Annotated in this window: 18 protein-coding genes; 10 read left to right on the top strand and 8 right to left on the bottom strand. The window is 75.1% G+C overall.

Annotation, left to right across the window (positions count from 1 at the left end; all coding sequences use genetic code 11):
* Nucleotides 1–2: 2 nt before the first annotated feature.
* From IG63_RS0112420 to nudC, 5 genes are all read left to right on the top strand, one after another.
* The gene (locus IG63_RS0112420; RefSeq protein WP_036195389.1) at nt 3–860 is read left to right on the top strand and encodes a hypothetical protein; all 858 of its coding nucleotides are present in this window, start codon (nt 3–5) and stop codon (nt 858–860) included.
* An 89-nt stretch (nt 861–949) separates the two neighbouring features.
* Nucleotides 950–1,264 (top strand): MGMT family protein, encoded by a 315-nt coding sequence (locus IG63_RS0112415; RefSeq protein WP_030484681.1) that lies wholly within the window; start codon nt 950–952, stop codon nt 1,262–1,264.
* Nucleotides 1,265–1,295: 31 nt separating this feature from the next.
* Nucleotides 1,296–4,553 carry an ATP-dependent DNA helicase gene (locus IG63_RS20725; RefSeq protein WP_084597081.1) on the top strand — a complete coding sequence of 1,086 codons (3,258 nt, stop codon included), beginning with the start codon at nt 1,296–1,298 and terminating at the stop codon, nt 4,551–4,553.
* The gene (locus IG63_RS0112405; protein WP_245604422.1) at nt 4,550–7,795 is read left to right on the top strand and encodes an ATP-dependent helicase; all 3,246 of its coding nucleotides are present in this window, start codon (nt 4,550–4,552) and stop codon (nt 7,793–7,795) included. Before IG63_RS20725 ends, IG63_RS0112405 begins: the two co-directional genes overlap by 4 nt.
* 78 nt (nt 7,796–7,873) lie before the next feature.
* Nucleotides 7,874–8,782 carry an NAD(+) diphosphatase gene (gene nudC / locus IG63_RS0112400; RefSeq protein WP_245604421.1) on the top strand — a complete coding sequence of 303 codons (909 nt, stop codon included), beginning with the start codon at nt 7,874–7,876 and terminating at the stop codon, nt 8,780–8,782.
* Nucleotides 8,783–8,984: 202 nt separating this feature from the next.
* Here nudC and IG63_RS0112395 read toward each other — a convergent pair whose 3' ends face one another.
* The gene (locus IG63_RS0112395) at nt 8,985–9,224 is read right to left on the bottom strand and encodes a mycoredoxin (protein WP_030484679.1); all 240 of its coding nucleotides are present in this window, start codon (nt 9,222–9,224) and stop codon (nt 8,985–8,987) included.
* Between the two features lie 110 nt (nt 9,225–9,334).
* Between IG63_RS0112395 and IG63_RS0112390 the strand changes: the two genes are divergently transcribed.
* The 4 genes from IG63_RS0112390 to IG63_RS23060 all read left to right on the top strand — a co-directional run bounded on the left by IG63_RS0112390 (nt 9,335) and on the right by IG63_RS23060 (nt 12,678).
* Nucleotides 9,335–11,428 carry an ATP-dependent DNA helicase UvrD2 gene (locus IG63_RS0112390; protein WP_030484678.1) on the top strand — a complete coding sequence of 698 codons (2,094 nt, stop codon included), beginning with the start codon at nt 9,335–9,337 and terminating at the stop codon, nt 11,426–11,428.
* Between the two features lie 444 nt (nt 11,429–11,872).
* The gene (locus tag IG63_RS0112380; protein WP_051706687.1) at nt 11,873–12,187 is read left to right on the top strand and encodes a WhiB family transcriptional regulator; all 315 of its coding nucleotides are present in this window, start codon (nt 11,873–11,875) and stop codon (nt 12,185–12,187) included.
* 36 nt (nt 12,188–12,223) lie between these two features.
* Nucleotides 12,224–12,406 carry a hypothetical protein gene (locus IG63_RS0112375; protein ID WP_030484676.1) on the top strand — a complete coding sequence of 61 codons (183 nt, stop codon included), beginning with the start codon at nt 12,224–12,226 and terminating at the stop codon, nt 12,404–12,406.
* A gap of 110 nt (nt 12,407–12,516) precedes the next feature.
* On the top strand, nt 12,517–12,678 hold the full coding sequence (locus IG63_RS23060) for a hypothetical protein (RefSeq protein WP_169741795.1): 162 nt from the start codon (nt 12,517–12,519) through the stop codon (nt 12,676–12,678).
* Between the two features lie 12 nt (nt 12,679–12,690).
* Here IG63_RS23060 and IG63_RS0112365 read toward each other — a convergent pair whose 3' ends face one another.
* The 3 genes from IG63_RS0112365 to IG63_RS23055 all read right to left on the bottom strand — a co-directional run bounded on the left by IG63_RS0112365 (nt 12,691) and on the right by IG63_RS23055 (nt 15,124).
* The gene (locus IG63_RS0112365) at nt 12,691–14,016 is read right to left on the bottom strand and encodes an ABC1 kinase family protein (protein ID WP_030484675.1); all 1,326 of its coding nucleotides are present in this window, start codon (nt 14,014–14,016) and stop codon (nt 12,691–12,693) included.
* Nucleotides 14,017–14,039: 23 nt separating this feature from the next.
* Nucleotides 14,040–14,843: a hypothetical protein gene (locus tag IG63_RS21560; protein WP_157210154.1), complete on the bottom strand. Its 804-nt coding sequence runs from the start codon at nt 14,841–14,843 to the stop codon at nt 14,040–14,042.
* A 122-nt stretch (nt 14,844–14,965) separates the two neighbouring features.
* Nucleotides 14,966–15,124 (bottom strand): DUF5679 domain-containing protein, encoded by a 159-nt coding sequence (locus tag IG63_RS23055; protein ID WP_169741794.1) that lies wholly within the window; start codon nt 15,122–15,124, stop codon nt 14,966–14,968.
* Nucleotides 15,125–15,319: 195 nt separating this feature from the next.
* Here IG63_RS23055 and IG63_RS0112350 point away from each other — a divergent pair, with 195 nt between their 5' ends.
* Nucleotides 15,320–16,132 (top strand): enoyl-CoA hydratase/isomerase family protein, encoded by an 813-nt coding sequence (locus IG63_RS0112350; protein WP_030484673.1) that lies wholly within the window; start codon nt 15,320–15,322, stop codon nt 16,130–16,132.
* A gap of 21 nt (nt 16,133–16,153) precedes the next feature.
* Here the strand turns inward: IG63_RS0112350 and IG63_RS20715 are convergent, their stop codons facing one another.
* Genes IG63_RS20715 through kaiC form a run of 4 tightly spaced genes read right to left on the bottom strand, consistent with a single transcriptional unit; the run spans nt 16,154 to nt 19,345 of the window.
* Nucleotides 16,154–16,558 (bottom strand): response regulator transcription factor, encoded by a 405-nt coding sequence (locus IG63_RS20715; RefSeq protein WP_051706686.1) that lies wholly within the window; start codon nt 16,556–16,558, stop codon nt 16,154–16,156.
* Nucleotides 16,555–17,319, bottom strand: a complete 765-nt coding sequence (locus IG63_RS0112340) for a PAS domain-containing protein (protein ID WP_030484671.1) — start codon at nt 17,317–17,319, stop codon at nt 16,555–16,557. The genes IG63_RS20715 and IG63_RS0112340 overlap by 4 nt, the downstream gene beginning before the upstream one ends.
* Nucleotides 17,316–17,642, bottom strand: a complete 327-nt coding sequence (locus IG63_RS0112335) for a circadian clock KaiB family protein (protein ID WP_030484670.1) — start codon at nt 17,640–17,642, stop codon at nt 17,316–17,318. Before IG63_RS0112335 ends, IG63_RS0112340 begins: the two co-directional genes overlap by 4 nt.
* Nucleotides 17,639–19,345, bottom strand: a complete 1,707-nt coding sequence (gene kaiC / locus IG63_RS0112330) for a circadian clock protein KaiC (protein WP_036195386.1) — start codon at nt 19,343–19,345, stop codon at nt 17,639–17,641. The genes IG63_RS0112335 and kaiC overlap by 4 nt, the downstream gene beginning before the upstream one ends.
* Nucleotides 19,346–19,529: the final 184 nt, after the last annotated feature.

The following is a 19,529-nucleotide window of genomic DNA, read 5'->3' as shown; positions in this document are numbered from 1 at the left end:
CCATGCGCCTCCTCCGTCCGCTCGCCGCCAGCGCCAGCGCAGGTCTCGCCGTCGCCGCGGCGCTGCTCGCCCCCGGCCCCGCCCAGGCCGCCCCCTCGTGGGCGCCGGCCGACAGCGCCGACATCCACCCGGGCGTGCAGATGTACACCGACGGCGCGCAGTGCACCGGCAACTTCGTCTTCACCGACGCCGCGAGCAACGTCTACGTGGGCTACGCCGCGCACTGCGCCGGTGAGGGAGAGGCCACCGACACCGACGGCTGCCAGGTCGACTCGGCGCCCCTGGGGACCCGGGTGACCTTCGCTGAGGGCGGCAGCCTGGTCAGCGAGGGCACCGAGGTCGGCTCGGGCACGCTGGCCTACTCCTCGTGGGAGGCGATGGGCCGCGTCGGCACCACCGACGCCGACACCTGCGCCTACAACGACTTCGCCCTGGTGAAGGTCGACGCCGCCGACGCCGGCAAGGTCAACCCCTCGGTGCCCTTCTGGGGCGGGCCGACCGGCGTCGACACCGACGGCACCACCGCCGGCGAGCGGGTCTTCAGCTTCGGCAACTCCAGCCTGCGCGGCGGCCTCGAGGTGCTCTCGCCCAAGACCGGCGCCAGCCTCGGCACCGAGGGCGGTGGCTGGACCCACCCGGTCTACACGGTGACCCCGGGCGTCCCCGGCGACTCCGGCTCGGGCTTCCTCTCCTCCGGCGGCCAGGCCGTCGGCACGCTGTCGACGCTCGCGCTCGCCCCGCTGCCCGCCTCCAACGGCGTCGGCGACCTCGCCCGCGAGCTGGCCTTCGCCCAGCAGCACTCCGGCATCGCCGGGCTGCAGCTGGTGCCGGGCACGGAGCCCTTCGACCCCGTTCTCTGACCCCGCACTTCCCCTCGATGGTGGCGCCTCCTCCCGGGAGGCGCCACCGTCGTGTGCGTGGGGAGCCTGGGTGCGCCAGTCTTGGGGCCGTGCCGTGGGACCAGGAGGCGTACGCCGAAGCCGTGCTGGCCCTGGTCGAGCGGGTGCCGCGCGGCCGCGTGACGACGTACGGCGCGATCGCCGAGCACCTCACCGGGCTCGGGCTGCCGCGCGGTCCGCGCACGGTGGGCCGGGTGATGTCGCTGCACGGTGGCGGCGTGCCGTGGTGGCGGGTGGTGCGTGCCGACGGGTCGCTGCCGCCCAGCCACGGCGACGAGGCGCGGGCGGCGTACCTGGAGGAGGGCACGCCGCTGCGCGGGACGGGTCGCGTCGACATGCCGGCGGCGTACTGGCAGCCCCGGTGAGGTGTCGGGGGTCCGTGCCAGGGTGGGTCGCATGAGCACGGGGGACGCTTCGGCGGTGCGCTACCGCCTCGTCGCAGGGGCGGGCGGCGCGGTCGAGCCGCCACCGCTCGACGACGCCCAGCGCGCGGTCGTCGACCACGAGGGTGGTCCGCTGCTCGTGCTCGCCGGCCCGGGCACGGGCAAGACCACCACCATGGTCGAGGCCATCGTCGACCGCATCGAGCGCCGCGGCGCCGACCCGTCGTCGGTGCTGGCGCTCACCTTCAGCCGCAAGGCCGCCGAGCAGCTGCGCGACCGGGTGACCGCGCGCCTGGGCCGCACCACGGCCACGACGATGTGCTCGACCTTCCACTCCTTCGCCTACGGCCTGATCCGCCGCTACTCCCCGCCCGACCTCTACGCCGGCTCCCTGCGCCTGCTGAGCGCGCCCGAGCAGGACGTCGTGCTCCGCGAGCTGCTCGTCGACAGCCCCGAGTCCGTCGCCTGGCCCGAGGCCCTCCGGCGGGCCAGCCAGACCCGCGGCTTCGCCCACGAGGTCGGCGCGGTGCTCGGCCGGGCGCGCGAGAAGGGTCTCGACGGCGACGCCCTGCGCCTGCTCGGCGTCGCGCACGACCTGCCTGAGCTTGTGGCCGCCGGCCACTTCCTCGAGCAGTACCTCACGATCCTCGACGACCTGGGCGCCACCGACTACGCCGACCTGATCCGGCGGGCGACCCTCGAGGCGCAGGTGCACCGCGAGGAGCTCCGCCGCGAGGTGCGCCACGTCTTCGTCGACGAGTACCAGGACACCGACCCGGGTCAGGTCGCGCTGCTGCAGGCGCTGGCCGGCGACGGCCGCGACCTCGTGGTGGTGGGCGACCCGCACCAGTCGATCTACGGCTTCCGCGGTGCCGACGTGCGGGGGATCCTCGACTTCCCCGGCGAGTTCCTGCGCGCCGACGGCGAGCGCGCGCCCGTGGTGGCGCTGGGCACCACCCGGCGCTTCGGCGCGCGGCTGCTCGCGGGCACCCAGCGGGTCGCGCAGCGGCTGCCGCTGGCGGGGGCCCTCCCGCCCGCGGCACGCGAGGCCTTCACCGCCCCCCGTGCCGAGGCCGCCGACCCGGGCCGCATCGACGTGGTCACCTTCGACACCGAGCGGGCCGAGGCCGAGCACGTCGCCGACCTGCTGCGTCGCGCCCACCTCGAGGACGGCGTGCCGTGGCACGACATGGCGGTGCTGGTGCGCTCGGGCCGCGGGTCCATCCCCTCGCTGCGCCGCTCGCTCGGCGCGGCCGGTGTGCCCGTGGAGGTGGCGGGCGACGACATCCCGCTGGTGCGCGACCCCTCGGTCGCCCCGCTCCTCGACGCGCTGCGGGCGGTGCTCAACCTCGACAACGACGACCCCGACGACCCCGGATTCCTCGACCACGGCCGCGTGGAGTCGCTGCTCACCGGACCCCTGGGCGGTCTCGACGCCGGCGAGGTCCGCACCGTCTCGCGGGTGCTGCGCGAGCGCGAGAGGCAACTGCTCGACGAGGCGGGTGACGAGGAGCCGCTGCACCCGCCCCGGTCCTCGCGCGAGCTGCTGCGCCTGGCGCTGCTGCGACCGGGCTTCCTCGACGGCCTCGACGGTCCCGAGGTCTCCCGGCTGCGGGCGCTCCACGTCCTGCTCGCCTCGACCCGGGCGCAGGTCGACGCCCGCGCCACGGCGGAGGACGCCCTCTGGACGCTCTGGACCGGCACCGGCTGGCCGGACCGGCTCCGGCGCGGCGTCGACCTCGGCGGCGCCGTGGCGCGGCGCGCCCACCGCGACCTCGACTCGGTGGTCGCGCTCTTCGCCGCGGCCTCCCGGGCCGAGGAGCAGCGCGACCACCAGGGCGTGAGCAGCTTCCTCGCCACGCTGAGCGCCCAGGAGCTGCCCGCCGACACGCTCGCCGAGCAGGGCGTGCGCGGCCCCGCCGTACGCCTGCTCACCGCCCACCGCAGCAAGGGGCTGGAGTGGCGGCTGGTGGTCGTCGCCCACGTGCAGGCCGAGGGCTGGCCCGACCTGCGGCGCCGCTCCTCGCTGCTCCAGCCCGACCGGATCGGCCGCGACGGGCTGGTCACGCCGCCGACGAGCCGCGAGCTGCTCGTCGAGGAGCGCCGGCTCTTCTACGTCGCCTGCACCCGGGCGCGGCAGCGTCTCGTGGTCACGGCCGTGGCCTCGCCCGACGACGACGGCGAGCAGCCCAGCCGCTTCCTCGACGAGCTCGGCCTCGACGTGCGCCGCGTGGTCGGCCGGCCCGCGCGGCCGATGTCGCTGGCGGGCCTGGTCGCCGAGCTGCGGCGTACCGTCACCGACCCCGCCACCGACCCCGAGATGCGCGACGCGGCCGCGGCGCGCCTGGCCCGGCTGGCTCGTGAGGAGTCCGGTGGTCGCGCGCTGGTGCCCCACGCCGATCCCGCCACCTGGTGGGGCACCCGCACGCTGAGCCGCAGCGAGCGCCCCGTGCGCGACCCCGACCAGCCCGTGCCGGTCTCGGCCACCGTGCTGGAGGCGATGGCGGTGTGCCCGCTGCGGTGGTTCTGGGAGCGCGAGGCCGGCGGCGTCGACCGGGTGCACCAGTCGGCCAACCTCGGCCAGCTCGTCCACGCCCTCGCCGAGCGGGTGGCCACGGGAGAGCTCAGCGACGACCCCGACGACCTCGACTCCCTGATGGAGCACGTCGACGCCGTGTGGGGACGGCTCGCCTTCCGGACCCCGTGGTCCTCGGCGCGCGAGCGCGAGCGGGTGCGCGCGGCGCTGGCGAGGTTCCTGCGTTGGCACCGGGCCAACCCGCGCCGGCTGCTCGCCACCGAGGCGCGGCTCGTGGCCGACGTCGAGCTCGACGACGGCACGCCGGTGCGCATCGCGGGCTTCGCCGACCGGGTCGAGGTCGACGCCGACGGCGCCGTGGTCGTGGTCGACCTCAAGTCGGCGCGCAACCCGCCGTCGACCAAGTCCGTCGAGCGGCACCGCCAGCTCGCGCTCTACCAGTACGCCGTCGACCGCGGCGGCGTCGACGAGGTGCTCGGCGGGCCCGGCCGCAGCGGGGGCGCCGAGCTGGTGCAGCTGGGCCGGGCCGACGACTCCACCGAGGCCCTGGTGCAGCCCCAGTCCGCCCACGACGACGAGACGCCGCAGCGCGCGGTGCTCCGCGAGGAGCTGGGCCGGGCGGCCGCGCAGCTGCGCCAGGAGGTCTTCCCCGCGGCACCGGGCGAGCACTGCCGCGACTGCGCCTACCTCTCGGTCTGCCCGGCCAAGAGCGCGGGCTCGGTGGTGGCGCTGTGAGCGACGTCGTGACCGGGGCGCTGCGCCCCATCGCCTCGCCCGCCGACCTGCGTGCGGTGATGCAGGAGGACTACGAGGTCAGCCCGCAGCAGTGGCAGGCGATCTCGGCGCCCCTCGCGCCGGCGGTCGTCATCGCCGGCGCGGGCTCGGGCAAGACCACGCTGATGGCCGCACGCGTGGTCTACCTGGTCGTCACCGGGCAGGTCCGTCCCGACGAGGTCCTCGGGCTCACCTTCACGACGAAGGCCGCCAGCGAGCTGCGCAGCCGGATCCGCGCGGCGCTCGTGACCGCGGGCGTGCTCGACGACACCGCGCGCACGACGCCGGCGGGGGAGGACCCCGAGGACACCCTCGAGCCGACGGTCGTCACCTACAACGCCTACGCCGCCCAGCTGCTCGACCAGCACGGCCTGCGGATCGGTCACGAGCCCGACACCCGGGTGATCACCGACGCCTCGCGCTACCAGCTCGGTGCCCGGGCGGTGGAGCGCTACCGCGGCGACGTCCACGAGCTCTCCGACCACCCGCCCACGGTGATCCAGAACCTCCTCGCGCTCGATTCCGCCATGACCGAGCACCTCGTCAGCCCCGAGCAGGTGCTCGAGCACGACGCCGCCGAGCGGGTCCGCTTCGAGGCCGCGCTCGAGGCCGAGGTGGCGGGCAAGAACCGCAGCACCTACCGCGAGGCGCCGGCGAAGGCGATCTCCGCGATCGACCGCCGGCGCGACCTGATGGGGCTGGTGCGCGCCTACCGCCGGCTCAAGGCCGACCTGGGGTTGATGGACTTCGCCGACCAGATCGCGCTGGGCGCACGGCTGGCTGCGGAGCAGCCCGAGGTGGGCGAGCTCGAGCGCGCCACCCACCGGGTGGTGCTGCTCGACGAGTACCAGGACACCTCGGTCGCCCAGGCGCTGATGCTCGCCCGGCTCTACTCCGGGCCCGCGCCCGGCAGCGGCCTCGGCCACCCCGTCACCGCCGTCGGCGACCCCAACCAGGCGATCTACGGCTGGCGCGGCGCCTCGGTCTCCAACATCCTCACCTTCGGCGAGACCTTTCCGGCCGTCACGGGCGAGGTGCCGGTGCTGCCGCTCACGGTCAACCGTCGCTCCGACCGGCGCATCCTCGAGGTCGCCAACCACCTCGCCGAGCCGCTGTACGCCGCCACGCCCAGCGTCGCGCCGCTCGACGCCGCGCGCGACGTCGACGGCACGGTGACCACACGCGTCTTCGAGACCCTCGACGAGGAGCTCGCGTGGCTGGCCGAGGCGGTGCAGCAGGCCCACGCCGAGAGCGACGGGCCCGCCACGTGGTCCGACATCGGCGTGCTCACCCGCGACAACGCCACCGCGGAGGCCGTCTTCGACTCGCTGACGGCCGCGGGGGTGCCCGTCGAGATCGTGGGCCTCTCCGGCCTGCTGCGCCTCCCCGAGGTGGCCGAGGTGGCGGCCACCCTGACGCTGCTCCACGACGTCACGGCCAGCTCGGCGCTGGTCACGCTGCTCACCGGCCCGCGCTGGGCGATCGGTCCGCGCGACCTGCGGCTGCTGGCCGAGCGCGCCGAGGAGATCGCCGGGCGCCGCGGTCGCCGGGGCGAGGTGGCCGGTGTCACCGAGGAGCTCAGCGCGATCGCCGACGGCGTCGACCCCGCCGAGACCGCGGCGCTGACCGACGCGCTCGCCGACCCCGGCGAGGCGGCGTACTCACCGCAGGCGCGGCAGCGCTTCGGGCTCCTGGCCGCCGAGCTGCGCAGCCTGCGCACGTCGGTGGGGGAGCCGCTGCTCGACGTGGTGCGGCGCATCGTCGACGTGACCGGGGTCGACGTCGAGCTGGCCTCGGCCGTGAGCGACGCCGCCGTCGCGCGGCGCGACAACCTCGACCTCTTCCTCAAGGCCGTGGGCGACTTCCAGTCGCTCGACGGCGACGTCACGCTGGCCGCGCTGCTGGCCTACCTGACCGCGGAGGACGACGCCGGCAACGGTCTCGACCTCGCGACGCCGACCCAGGCCGACTCCGTCAAGCTGCTGACGGTGCACCGGTCGAAGGGCCTGGAGTGGCACAGCGTCTTCCTCGTGGGCGTCTGCGAGACCCGATTCCCCTCCAACCGCTCCCGGTCGCTGTGGATCTCCTCGCCGGCCGTGCTGCCGGCCCCGCTGCGGGGCGACGCCCGCGACCAGCCGCAGCTGCGCGGGCACGACAAGCAGGCGGTCGACGCCTACCGCGCCGCGACCCGCTCCCACGGCGCGGAGGAGGAGCTCCGGCTCGGCTACGTCGCGCTGACCCGGGCTGCCCACCGGCTCTCGGTGACCTCGCACCTGTGGGCCACCCGCGCCACGCCGTACGGTCCCTCCGACTACCAGCGCAGCCTGCGCGAGCGGCTGGAGGGCTGGGGCGAGCAGGTCGACTGGCTCGACAAGCCGGAGCGCGGCGCGGCCGCCAACCCCTACGACCAGGTCGACCGCACCTCGCCGTGGCCGGCGCCGGGCCTCGGCCGCGAGGCCGAGCTGCGCCGGCTGGCCGCGGCCGTGGTGCAGGCGGCGGCACCGGTCTCGCCCGAGACCGACGAGCGGCTCGACGTCGTCCAGGCGGCCACCGTGGCGCAGTGGGACGCCGAGATCGACCGGCTGCTCGCCGAGGCCCGCGCCGAGCGGGCCCACGAGGTGCGCGTGGCGCTGCCCCCGAGCCTCTCGGCCACGGCGATCGCCCGGCTGCGCGACGACCCGGCCGGCTTCGCCCGCGAGCTGGCCCGGCCGATGCCGCGGCCGCCTGCGCCGGCCGCGCGCTTCGGCACCCGCTTCCACGCGTGGGTCGAGGCGCGCTTCGGCCAGCAGTCGCTGCTCGACGCCGACGAGCTCGCCGGCCGCGCCGACGCCGGCATCGACGACGACGCCGACCTCGCCCTGCTGGCGGCCCGCTTCGAGGCGGGCGACTTCGGCGACCGTGCTCCCCACGCCACCGAGGCGCCCTTCTCGCTGGTGCTCGCCGGGCAGGTGGTGCGCGGCCGCATCGACGCCGTCTACCGCGAGCCCGACGGCAGCTGGCTCGTGGTCGACTGGAAGACCCAGCGGCAGGAGACCGCGGACCCGGTCCAGCTGGCCACCTACCGGCTGGCGTGGGCCGAGCTGGAGGGCGTGCCGCTCGCGCAGGTGCGCGCCGCCTTCCACTACGTCCGCTCCGGCCGCACCGTCGAGCCCGGCGACCTCCTGGGGCGCGAGGAGCTCGAGACGCTGCTCGCCCCGGGGTGACGGGGGCTCCCGGCGGCTCACGTCACCAGCCCTAGGCTCGGCTCCGTGGACAGCACCCCTGGCCGGACCCTCCCTCACGTGGCCCTCTCGCAGCACGCCCACGACCGCCACGGCGAGCTGCGCCGAGACGACGACTGGCTGGCGCGCACGTGGTCCGACCCGGCGACACGCGTGCTCGTGCTCAGCGGCGCACGGCTGCGGCTGGTCGACGGCCAGGTGCCGTGGGTCTCGCCGCAGGAGGCGCCCGACGGGCTGCGGCTGCTGCTGGGCGAGCGCGACGGCGTCCAGCACGTGGCCGTGGTGGTCGACCCCGAGGCGGCCCCCGGCGTACGCGACGACTGGGTGCCGCTGCGCACGGTCGTGATGACGCTGGCCGAGCAGGGTGAGCGGGCGGGGCTCTCGGAGGGACCGCTGGTGATGCACGCCGTCGGGCTGGCTGAGTGGCACCTGTCCACGCGTCACTGCCCGCGCTGCGGTGGCCGGCTGCTCCCGCGCCAGGCCGGGCACGTGCTGCGGTGCGCCGACTGCGGGCGCGACCAGTTCCCCCGCTCCGACCCCGCCGTGATCATGCTGATCACCGACGGCGAGCCGGGCGCTCCCGACGAGCGGTGCCTGATCGGCCGCAACCCGCAGTGGCCCCCGGGCCGCTACTCCACCCTCGCGGGCTTCGTCGAGCCCGGCGAGACCATGGAGGACGCCGTACGCCGCGAGGTCGCGGAGGAGACCGGCGTCGTCGTGGGGGAGGTCGACTACTTCGGCAGCCAGCCCTGGCCGCTGCCCGCCAGCCTCATGGTCGGCTTCACCGGCCGCGCGGTCGACACCGGCATCGTCGTCGACGGCGCCGAGATCGAGGACGCCCGCTGGCTGACCCGCGACGACCTGCGTCGCGAGACCGAGGCCGGCTCCCTGGCCCTCCCGAGTGGCATCTCGATCTCCCGCTCCCTCATCGAGTCCTGGTACGGCGCCCCCCTCCCCGGCACCTGGTGACCCCCTCGCCGAGAGGTCATTCCCTGACCGCCCAGGAGTCACTCGCAGACCGCCGAGGAGTCACTCCCTGACCGTCCAGGAGTCACTCCCTGACGGCCGGGGGGCGTCCGATGTCAGGGAGTGACCTGTCGGCGGTCAGGGAGTGACCTGTCGGCGGTCAGGGAGTGACCTGTCGGCGGTCAGGCAGTGCCCTCTCGGCGGGTCAGAGCTCGGCGAGCTTGGCCTTGACCTGGGCCAGGGAGGGGTTGGTCTGGGCGGAGCCGTCGCTGTAGACCAGCGTGGGCACTGTCTGGTTGCCGTTGTTGACGCGCATCACGACGTCGGCGGCCGAGGGGTCCTGCTCGATGTCGACCACGTCGTAGGCGATGCCCTCGCGGTCCATCTGCCCGCGCAGGCGGTGGCAGTAGCCGCACCACGGGGTGCTGTACATGGTCACGCTCATCGTTGTCGCTCCTCGTGTCTAGGCTCTGTGGGTCCGGCGCTCGCGGAGGTCGCACCGACCTCCCTGACGGACCCCTGGCCCAACCCTCGCACCCGGAGCCGCATTCCCCCATGACCCAGCCCACCTCAGCCGACGACCTGCTCGCCGCGCTCGACCCCGAGCAGCGGGCGGTGGCGCTCGCGCTGCGCGGACCCGTGCGGGTGCTGGCCGGCGCCGGCACCGGCAAGACCCGGGCGGTCACCCATCGCATCGCCTACGGCGTGGCCACGGGCGTCTACGACCCGCGCCACGTGCTCGCGGTCACCTTCACGACCCGGGCGGCGGGCGAGATGCGGGGGCGGCTCCGGGCGATGGGGGCGGGGGGCGTGCAGGCCCGCACCTTCCACTCCGCGGCGCTGCGCCAGGTGCGCTGGTTCTGGCCCAAGGTCTACGGCGGCGAGCCCCCGCAGCTGATCGACTCCAAGATCCCGCTTCTCGCCGCGGCCGCCCGGCGGCAGCGGCTCGACGTCGACCAGGCGAGGCTGCGCGACCTGGCCTCCGAGGTCGAGTGGGCCAAGGTCAGCAACGTCCGCGCCGACGACTACCCCCGGCTCGCCCCGGAGCGCGGGCGCGAGGTCGGGGGGGTCGACGCCGCCACGGTCGCGCGCGTGATGACCTCCTACGAGGACATCAAGCGCGACCAGGGCCGCATGGACATGGAGGACGTGCTGCTCTGCGCGGCCGCGCTGCTGAGCGAGGACGAGCGCGTCGCGGCGGAGGTGCGCGGGCAGTACCGCTTCTTCACCGTCGACGAGTACCAGGACCTCAGCCCGATCCAGAGCGCCCTGCTCGACCTGTGGCTCGGCGGCCGCGACGAGCTCTGCGTCGTGGGCGACCCGGCCCAGACCATCTACTCCTTCGCCGGCGCCCGGGCCGACTACCTGCTCGACTTCACCCGGCGCCACCCGGCGGCCGCCACGGTCGAGCTCTACCGCAGCTACCGCTCCACGCCCCAGGTCGTCGACACCGCCAACCGCGTGCTGGCCGGCGGCGGCACCCGCAGCGTCCGCCTCGAGGCGCAGCGCCCCACCGGCCCGGAGGTCTCGTGGCGCGAGGCGCCCGACGAGGTCGCCGAGGCCGAGGCCGTCGCCGAGCGGGTGGCGACGCTGCGCGACCAGGGCGTGCCGCTGAGCGAGATGGCGGTGCTCTTCCGCATCAACGCCCAGAGCGAGGCCTTCGAGGAGGCGCTCGCCGCCCGCGGCCTGCCGTACGTCGTCCGCGGCGCCGCCCGCTTCTTCGACCGCCAGGAGGTCAAGCAGGCGATCGCGCTGCTGCGCGGCGAGGGCAGGGCCGCCGACCGGGGCGGGGAGGCCTCTGCCGCGGGCCTCGTCGACCAGGTGGTCGGCGTGCTCTCCGGCACGGGCTGGTCACGGGAGGCGCCCACCGGCCGCGGCCAGACCCGCGACCGCTGGGAGTCGCTGCAGGCGCTGGTCTCGCAGGCCGAGGCCTTCGCGCGCGACCAGGCCGACGAGGAGGGCGGCGCCACCCTCCCCGGCTTCGTCGCCGAGCTCGACCGGCGGGCCCACGAGCAGCACGCCCCGGTCGCCGAGGGCGTCACGCTGGCCACGCTCCACGCCGCCAAGGGCCTGGAGTGGGACGCCGTCTTCTGCTGCGGCGTCCACGAGGGCACCATGCCGATCGTGTACGCCGAGGGCCCCACGGCCGTCGAGGAGGAGCGCCGGCTGCTCTACGTCGGCCTCACCCGCGCCCGCGAGCACCTGTGGGTCTCCTGGTCGCTGGCGCGCAACCCCGGCGGCCAGGCGCGCCGCTCGCCCTCGCGCTTCCTCGACGGGCTCCGGCCCGCCTCGGCCACCGACCGCACCGAGACGTCGGCTCGCGGCGCGGCCAAGCGCAAGCGCAGCCGCAAGGCCGCGTCGTGCAAGCAGTGCCAGCGCCCGCTGACCTCGGCCCGCGAGCGCAACCGCGGCTGGTGCGAGGACTGTCCGGTGCCGTACGACGAGGAGCTCTTCGAGTCGCTGCGCACCTGGCGCAAGGAGCGGGCGGAGGCCGAGCAGGTGCCGGCGTACGTCGTCTTCTCCGACGCCACGCTCGAGGCGCTGGCCGAGGTGCGCCCCACGAGCCGGGCGGCGCTGCACGGCATCAACGGCATCGGTCCGGCCAAGCTCGACAAGTACGCAGACGACCTGCTCGGCCTGCTCGGCTGAGGCCGCCGGCTCGCGGCGACGCCCGACACCCGTCGGGGCGCGTCGGAAGATTGCTGCGTTAATTCGTTTGCGGCCCCCGCGAGAGCGGGTCTACGGTGCTGTCCATACCAAGGCGGAGACCCTCTGCCTGCGAGCGAAGGAGGTGCGATGTGAAGTTCGAGTCCTCGATCTACGGGACCGCGATGCGGTCCGGCTTCCTCGTGCCCACCGCTCCCCGCGGCATGGGTGGAGTGTGCCCGGATCCGGTGCGTCGCCGTCTCGTCGACGGCAGCACCGCCGCCACGTCCACCACGGGTCTCCCGTCCTCGGCTCCTCCGATCACCTGAGCTAGCGCTCGCATCGGCAGCCTCGAGGCCGCGGAACCCGACCGGGATCCGCGGCCTTCGTGCATTCCGGGTCCCTCCCGTCAGACCGATACTTCGAGCCAGATCAGGAGCAGGCGACATGACCGCCACCATCGCCGAGCCACATCACCACCCGGTCGCCCCCCACCCGGGCGCGACCCTGCCCTGCCACGAGCAGGACCCGGAGCTGTACTTCGCCGAGTCGCCCGCCGACCTCGAGCACGCGAAGTCGCTGTGCCAGGCCTGCCCCGTGCGGACCGAGTGCCTCGCCGGCGCTCTGGCCCGCAAGGAGCCGTGGGGCGTCTGGGGCGGCGAGCTCTTCCTGCAGGGCGTGGTGATCCCGCGCAAGCGGCCACGGGGCCGTCCGCGCAAGGACGCCGCGCAGCAGGAGCAGCGCCGGACCGTCGCCGCATGAGCGACCACACGACCACACCGAGATCGGAGGAGAGCCATGAGCTACACCAGCCACGCACTGGCGCGCGAGCGCCAGCACGAGCTGCTGGCCCAGGCCGAGCACGCGCGCGAGCATCGTCGCGCGGCCCGGGCGGCCCGGTGGCAGCGCCGGGCCGAGCGCCTGGGTCGCCGGGCCGAGCGGGCGGCTGCCCGCGCCCGCCTGGCCCTGGCCCGCGCCTGAACCGCCGCCGCGCGGCGCCACGGCCGGCAGCTCCGGAGCCCGGGAGGACACGTGTCCTCCCGGGCTCCGTCGTCTGTGCCCGCCTTCTTCGGCGCGACTAGCCTGGCCGCGTGGTCACCTGCGACTTCTGCGGCGCCGTCGAGCCGGGTGAGACGCCGCCGCTCACGTGGACCACGGCCGTCGAGTCGGGCCGGCCGCGGCTCTTCTGCGCCACGTGCTCCCGCGAGCACCTCCGGGCGATGGAGGGCAAGCTCGACTCCGAGTGGTGGTGAGGCGCGACGTCCTCAGTCGGCGAAGCCGGGCAGCGACTCCTCCAGCACCTCGCGGAAGGGCACCGTGGCGCCCAGCTGGCTCAGCACGCCGACGACGCCGGCGAAGGTGCGGTGCACGAGCATGTACGACGGGGGCAGGTTGAGCCGCAGCATCGTGGAGTAGGCGTCGCCGCGGGGGTCGTTGACCCGGCGGAACTGCTCCTGCATCCACGCGCGGGAGAAGGTGAAGTCCGGCGTCCCGGCCGGCTCCAGGAAGGGGCCGAGGTAGTCACGCAGCGCCTGCGGGTCGACGCGCACCTTCTCGCGGATGAAGCCCTCCTCGCGCAGCGCCGCCACGAGCTGGTCGTAGTCGTCGAGCAGCCCGATCCGGATCAGCGCGCCGATCGCCGTGGGCAGCCCGCCCTCGGGCAGCCGCGCGACGGCGCCGTAGTCGAGCACGCCCAGCCGCGCCGCGCCGTCGGGGTCGACGAGCCGGAAGTTGCCGGGGTGGGGATCGGCGTGCAGCAGGCCGGTGCGCCGCGGGGCGTCGAAGGCGAAGCGGAGCAGCAGCTCGCCGTAGCGGTCGCGCTGCTCCTGGGTGCCCTCGCGGATCACGTGGGCCAGGGAGCCCTCGCTGTCGAGCCACTCGGTGACCAGCACGGTGCCGGAGGTGGCGACGACGTCGGGCACCACCACGTCGGCGTCGCCCGCGAAGGCGGTGGCGAAGCGGCACTGGGCATCGGCCTCGAGCTCGTAGTCGAGCTCCTCCATGGCGCGCTCGCGCACCTCCTCGACCAGGCGCCGTACGTCGAGGCCGGGTGCGAGGGAGCCGAGGCCGCGAGCGACCCGGGCCAGCTGGCGCAGGTCGGCGGCCATCGCCTCGGCGGAGCCGGGGTACTGCACCTTGACGGCGACCGGGCGTCCGTCGACCCACGTGCCCCGGTGCACCTGACCGATCGACGCCGCGGCCGCCGGCACCGGGTCGAGCTCGACCAGGCGCTCGCGCCAGTCGCCGCCCAGCTCACGCGCCAGGATCTCGCGCACCGTGATGGTCGGCATGGGCGGGGCGGCGTCCTGCAGCCGGGTGAGCTGGTCGCGGTAGGGCCCGGCGAGCTCGTCGGGGAGCGCGGCCTCGAAGACCGACAGCGCCTGGCCGAACTTCATCGCGCCGCCCTTGAGCTCGCCGAGCGTGCGGAAGAGCTGCTCGGCGGTGCGCTGCTGGACCTCGCTCAGGACGGCCTCGGCGGGCGCGCCGCCGAGGCGCTTGCCGAGCCCGAGGGCCTGGCGGCCGGCGTAGCCGATCGGGAGGGCGGCGAGTCGGGCCGTACGGCGCGCCGCGCGGCGCGGCAGCTCGGTCATGGGCCCATCGTGCCCGACGCCGCCTACTCGGGGGCCCATCCGCAGCCGCATCCCGGACGTCGCAGCCACCGGCGCGTCACCGGCTCGGCGGCCCCGGGGTGCCACCGCAGCGTGCTCGACCACGTGGCGGGGCGCTCGCCGCGCAGGTGGGCCGCGAGGTCGCGCACGGCCCAGCCGGAGACCAGCGTGGCGAGAGCCGCGTCGGGCGCGTCGGCGAGGCCGTCGCCACGTGGCCGGCCGCCTGCCTCGACGTAGCGCTCGAGCACCGCCAGGTGCTCCGGGTCGGTCTCGGCGAGGTGGGCGTCGTGGCAGCGCAGGCAGGCGGTCGCGCCGGGCTCCACGAGCGGTCCGAGGCGCGCGCCACCGTCGACGAGGGTGACCACCAGGTGGGGCACCCCCTGGCGCAGCAGCGGGTCGAGCAGCTCGCGGGCGGGCTCACCGTGCGCCAGCACCAGCACCCCCGCCGCCTCCTGGGCCCAGCGGGTGTGGCGCAGCCCGGCGGCGCCCAGCAGCCGGGGCACGTCGACCGGCCACGCCGGGCCGTGGCCGCGCAGCGCCACCACCGGGCGGGCCGCGTCCTCGAGGGGTACGGCGCAGCCGTGCGCGACCAGCCGCCGCAGCACCGAGCCGACCTCGGGACCGGGCGCGGGCTCCAGGCCGAGCTGGAGGGCGTGGAGCACCTCGCGCACGGGCGTGGTGCGCTCCAGCACCACGCGGCGCGGCGGGGTCAGGCCGACCTGGAGCCGGTCGCGCCCCCGGCGTACGACGCGGAGCCCGGGCGCGAGGACGAGCCGGGGCGGGTCGGTCTGCTCAGCCGGCTCGGACATCCCGCGAGGGTAGGTCGCCCGCGGGTGCCACGCGGGCTCGTCCACAGCCCCGGGACGACAGCAGCGGGCGGGACCCGTGAGGGTCCCGCCCGCTGCGCGCGTCTGCTCGGGGCTGCTCGGGGTCAGGCCTTGCCGAGGATGCGGTTGAGGTTGGTGCCGCACACGGGGCAGACGGCCTTGGCCATCCGGGTGCCCTTGTCGTTCACCTTGACCTCGCCCTCGGCCTCGCGCTTCTCCTTGCACTTCACGCAGTAGAACTCGCCGCTCCAGCTCTCCGCCATGACGGCCTCCTCTGTGTCTGTGGTCGTCTCGGCGGGGGCGCCTGGACGACCCGCCGGGGCCCGGTGGACCCCGGGTCGGGTTCGAGGCTAGTCCAAGCGACGCCGTCGAGCGGCTCGCTCGCCCGCGCCCAGCGTGTCCTCCAGGTCCGCCCCGCAGGTCGGGTCGGGGCTCGGGGCGCCGATAGCCTCCGCTGCATGCCTGCCGACCAGAGCGCCCCCGTGACCCCTGACCACCTCCGCGTCGAGCGGCCGGCCGAGGGCGTGGTGCGGCTCGTGCTCGACAACCCCGAGCAGCGCAACGCGATGTCGGCGCCGATGACCGAGGCGTGGGTCGACGCCGTGAGCGCCCTCGAGGGCGACCCGTCCGTGCGGGTCGTCGTGGTCACCGGCGAGGGCGCCGCCTTCTGCTCCGGGGGCGACATCAGCTGGATCGCGAGCGAGCCCGACGCCCCGGTCGACGCGCTGCGCACCCGGATGATGGCGTTCTACCGCGCCTGGCTCTCGATCCGGCGCCTCGAGGTGCCGACGATCGCGGCGGTCAACGGTCCCGCCATCGGCGCGGGGCTGTGCCTCGCGCTGGCCTGCGACCTGCGGTACGCCGCCGCCGGTGCCCGGCTCGGCGCACCGTTCGTGCGCCTCGGGATGAATCCGGGCATGGCCGCGACCCACCTGCTGCCCGAGGTGGTCGGCCTCGCCGCGGCGCGCGAGCTGCTGCTGACCGGTCGGCTGGTGGAGGCCGACGAGGCCGAGCGCCTCGGCCTGGTCAACCGCGTCTTCGCCGCCGAGGACCTCGCGGCGCAGGTGCAGCAGGTCGCCGAGCAGATCGCTGCGACGGCGCCGGTCCCGAGCCGCTACACCACGCTGTCCCTGCGGCAGCAGCACCGCGACCTCGAGGCGTGCCTCCAGTACGAAGCCCTGGCGCAGCCGGTCACGCTGGCCACGCAGGACCTGCAGGAGGGCATCGCCGCCTCGCGCGAGCGGCGTACCCCCAGGTTCGTGGGCCGGTAGGCCGAGCGCCGGCCGCCAGGCTCAGCCGGCCTGCAGGATCTCCTCGAGACGGGGGATCAGGCTGCGCACCAGGTCCGACTTCTCCAGGTAGCCGTGGGCGCCGGCCTGCAGGGCACCCGGCCCGGCGGTCTCGAAGGGGAAGCCGCTGAGCATCACCACGGTCGCTTCGGGGGCGGCCTCCCGGATCAGCGGGAGCGCCTCCATGCCGTCCATGACCGGCATCGCGATGTCGAGGAGGACCAGGTCGGGCTGCTGCTCCCGTGCCACGTCGACCGCCTGCCGCCCCTCGGTGGCGGTGCCGACGACCTGCCAGCCGCCGGGGTGGCGGGCGATCACCATGCTGATGAGGTCGCGCAGGTCGTCGGAGTCGTCGACGACGAGCACGTGCAGCCCAGCGGCCTCGCTGCCCGCACGGGGACCGGTCACGGCGTCGCCTCCCCGGCGCGTGCGGGGTGGGAGCGCACCGCGGTGCCCGGCTGGAGGCTCTCGGCCCCGGTCAGGGCCCCGATCCACTGTCGGGCGTGCTCGGAGGTGCGCGCGATGACCCGGCGGGCCAGGTCGTGGTGGTCGAGGTCGAGTGCCATCTCGGCGGCCACCAGCCCCTGCACGATGGTGTCGTTGACCTCGATCGCCACCTGCTGGCGCTCCGCGCGGGCCGCCTCCTGGGCGACCTGCTGCTCGATCAGCTTCTGCATCGTGAGGTCGGTGAAGACCAGGCAGCGCAGCCGGAGGTCGTCGCCGACGATGTCGGTGGCCGTGACGAGGTAGGGCACGCCGACGCCGTCGGTGCCGGGCAGCTCCAGCTCGGCCCGGCGGGTGGACTCGCCGGTGTCGCCGAGCAGGCGGGTCAGCTGGGGCAGCTGGTCGACGGGGACGAAGTCGACGATGTCGCGCCCGACCATCGCGTCGGCCGGGGTGGCCAGGAAGTCGCTCATCCGCGGGTTGGTGTAGAGCACGACGCCGTTCTCCGAGACGGTCAGCGCGCCCTCGCCCATGCGCTCCACGATGAAGCGGTACGGCCGCTCGGCCGGCGTGAGCGTGTAGATCGCCGGGTCGGCCGGGTCGCCGACCACGAGCGCGTCGACGCCGCCGCCGCCGATCTCGGCCAGCGCCCGGCGCAGCTCCGTGACCTGCTGGCGAAGGTCGTCGAGCGCCGCGGCGTCGAGCGGGTCGTCCTCGCCGGTCACGAGCTCGCTCCCGGGGGCCGCAGCTGCAGGCCGACGAGCACCTTGTCGGTGTCGGACAGGTCGCCGATGATCTTGCGCACCGGGTCGGGGAGCTTGCGCACCAGCGTGGGCACCGCGACGATCTCGTCGCCGCGGGCCAGCGTCGGGTCGACGAGGAGGTCGATGACCTCGACCCGGTAGCGCCCGGCGAGGTGCTCGTCGCAGACCCGTCGCAGGTTCTCGATCGCGCGGACCGACCGTGGTGACTGCCCGGCGACGTAGAGGCGCAGCTCCCACTCCGCCCCCGAGTCGCCGACGTCGGCGCCCTCCCAGCCCTCGCTCACGAGGGCTCTCCGACACCGGTGCGCACCGCCACCTGCGCGGAGCGGTCGCCGCGATCGGCGTCAGCACTCTCGGCCTCGGCGCGCAGCACCCGCTCGAGCGCCTCCCGCTCGGCCTCCAGGTCGGCCCGCAGCGCGGCCACCTGGGCCTCCACCGCCGCGGCGCGCTGCTCCAGGGCGCGTCGGCGTCGCTGCGCTTCCTCGGCGCGTGCAGTCTCGGCGGCCCGCGTGCGGCGGGCGTGCTCGACCCGGGCCGAGCCGGTGAGCACGCCGTGGCCGCCGACGTAGACGTCGACGAGGTCGGCACCGTGCTCGCCGAGCACGAACTCGCGGACCTGGTTGGAGTGCGCGCTGCCACGGCTCTTGATGACGTAGATCAGCCGGTTGCGCTCGCCGTCGCTCTCGTGGTTGCGCAGCAGCAGCCAGGTGTCGACCAGCGAGGAGATGTGGACGTCGCTGGACTCCGCGTCGGGGCCGTGGGTGAGGGCGGTGAGCACCGCGGTGACGTGGCGGCTCTTGAGCAGGTCGAGGTCGCGCGTCAGGACCGAGGCCGTGTCGTGGGCCCCGCCGCCGCGCCGCAGGCTGACCACGGCGTCGATGACCGCGAGGCTCGGCTGCACCTCGTCGACCAGCCGGTGCAGCTCGGCGAGGTGCTCCTCCAGGCCGTGGGCGGTCGCCCGGACGGAGTGGATCCGCAGCAGGCCCTGGTCGACCCAGGGCTGCAGGTCGAGGCCGATGGAGCGCATGTTGCGCACCAGCTGGGCGGGTGACTCCTCGAAGGACATCAGCAGCGTGCGCTCCCCGCGGGCGCAGGAGGCGGCGGCCATCGTCACGCCGATGCTGGTCTTGCCCGTGCCCGAGGTGCCGCTGACCATCACCGAGCTGCCGCGGAAGATCCCGCCGCCGAGCATCTCGTCGAGCTTGGCGACCCCGGTGCCGATCCGCTCCTCCGAGGCCTCGTACTCCAGTCCCAGCGACGAGAGCGGCACCACGGTGAAGCCCTGCGCGGTGATGAGGAAGGGGTACTCGTTGGTGCCGTGCAGGGAGCCGCGGTACTTGGCCACGCGCAGGCGCCGGGTCGAGAGCCCGTCGGTGACCCGGTGGTCGAGCACGACCACGCAGTCGGAGACGAACTCCTCGATGCCCATGCGCGTGAGGTTGCCGCCCTCCACGCCGCGCTCGCCGGTGATCACGACGGTCAGGCCGCGCTCCTTGAGCCAGCGGATCAGCCGGTTGAGCTCGCTGCGCACCACGGCGGTGTTGCCGAGCGCGGAGAAGAGCACCTCGATGGTGTCGAGCACCACGCGCCGGGCACCCACGCTCTCCACGGCCAGCTGCAGCCGGATGAAGAGTCCCTCGAGGTCGAACTGGCCCGTCTCGACGAAGTCCGCAGGGTCGAGCTGGAAGGTGTCGATCGCGATGAGCCCGTCGGCCTCGAGCTGCGGCAGGTCGAAGCCCAGCGAGGCGACGTTGGTCGCCAGGTCGCCGGCCGCCTCCTCGAAGGCCAGCAGCACCCCGGGCTCGCCGTGCTCGGTGGCGCCGCGCACCAGGAACTCGATGCCGAAGAGTGTCTTGCCCGAGCCGGCGGCCCCGGCCACCAGGGTCGGCCGACCCCGCGGCAGCCCGCCGTGCGTGACCTCGTCGAAGCCGATGATGCCCGTCGGTGCCTTGCCCAACGGTGAGGCACCGCTCCCGGAGCTGGCCACTCGTGTCTCCACTTCCTGCGTTTCGTCACACGTCGCGCGTCTGCAGTCTTCCAATCCGGAGCGCTGGGCGGGGGCGAACCTGAGAAGTCGACCGACGAGACAGAGAGGCCCCCGACGCCTCCACCGCGCTTGCCTTCCCCTTGCGAACGCGGCGGGTGGTGTCGGGGGCCTCTGGTGCCGCCAA

Origin of the sequence: Nocardioides aequoreus (assembly GCF_000720335.1) — a bacterium.
Classification (GTDB): domain Bacteria; phylum Actinomycetota; class Actinomycetes; order Propionibacteriales; family Nocardioidaceae; genus Marmoricola; species Marmoricola aequoreus.
Note: the sequence above shows the minus strand (reverse complement) of the source record. Positions and strands in the feature narration are given on the sequence as shown.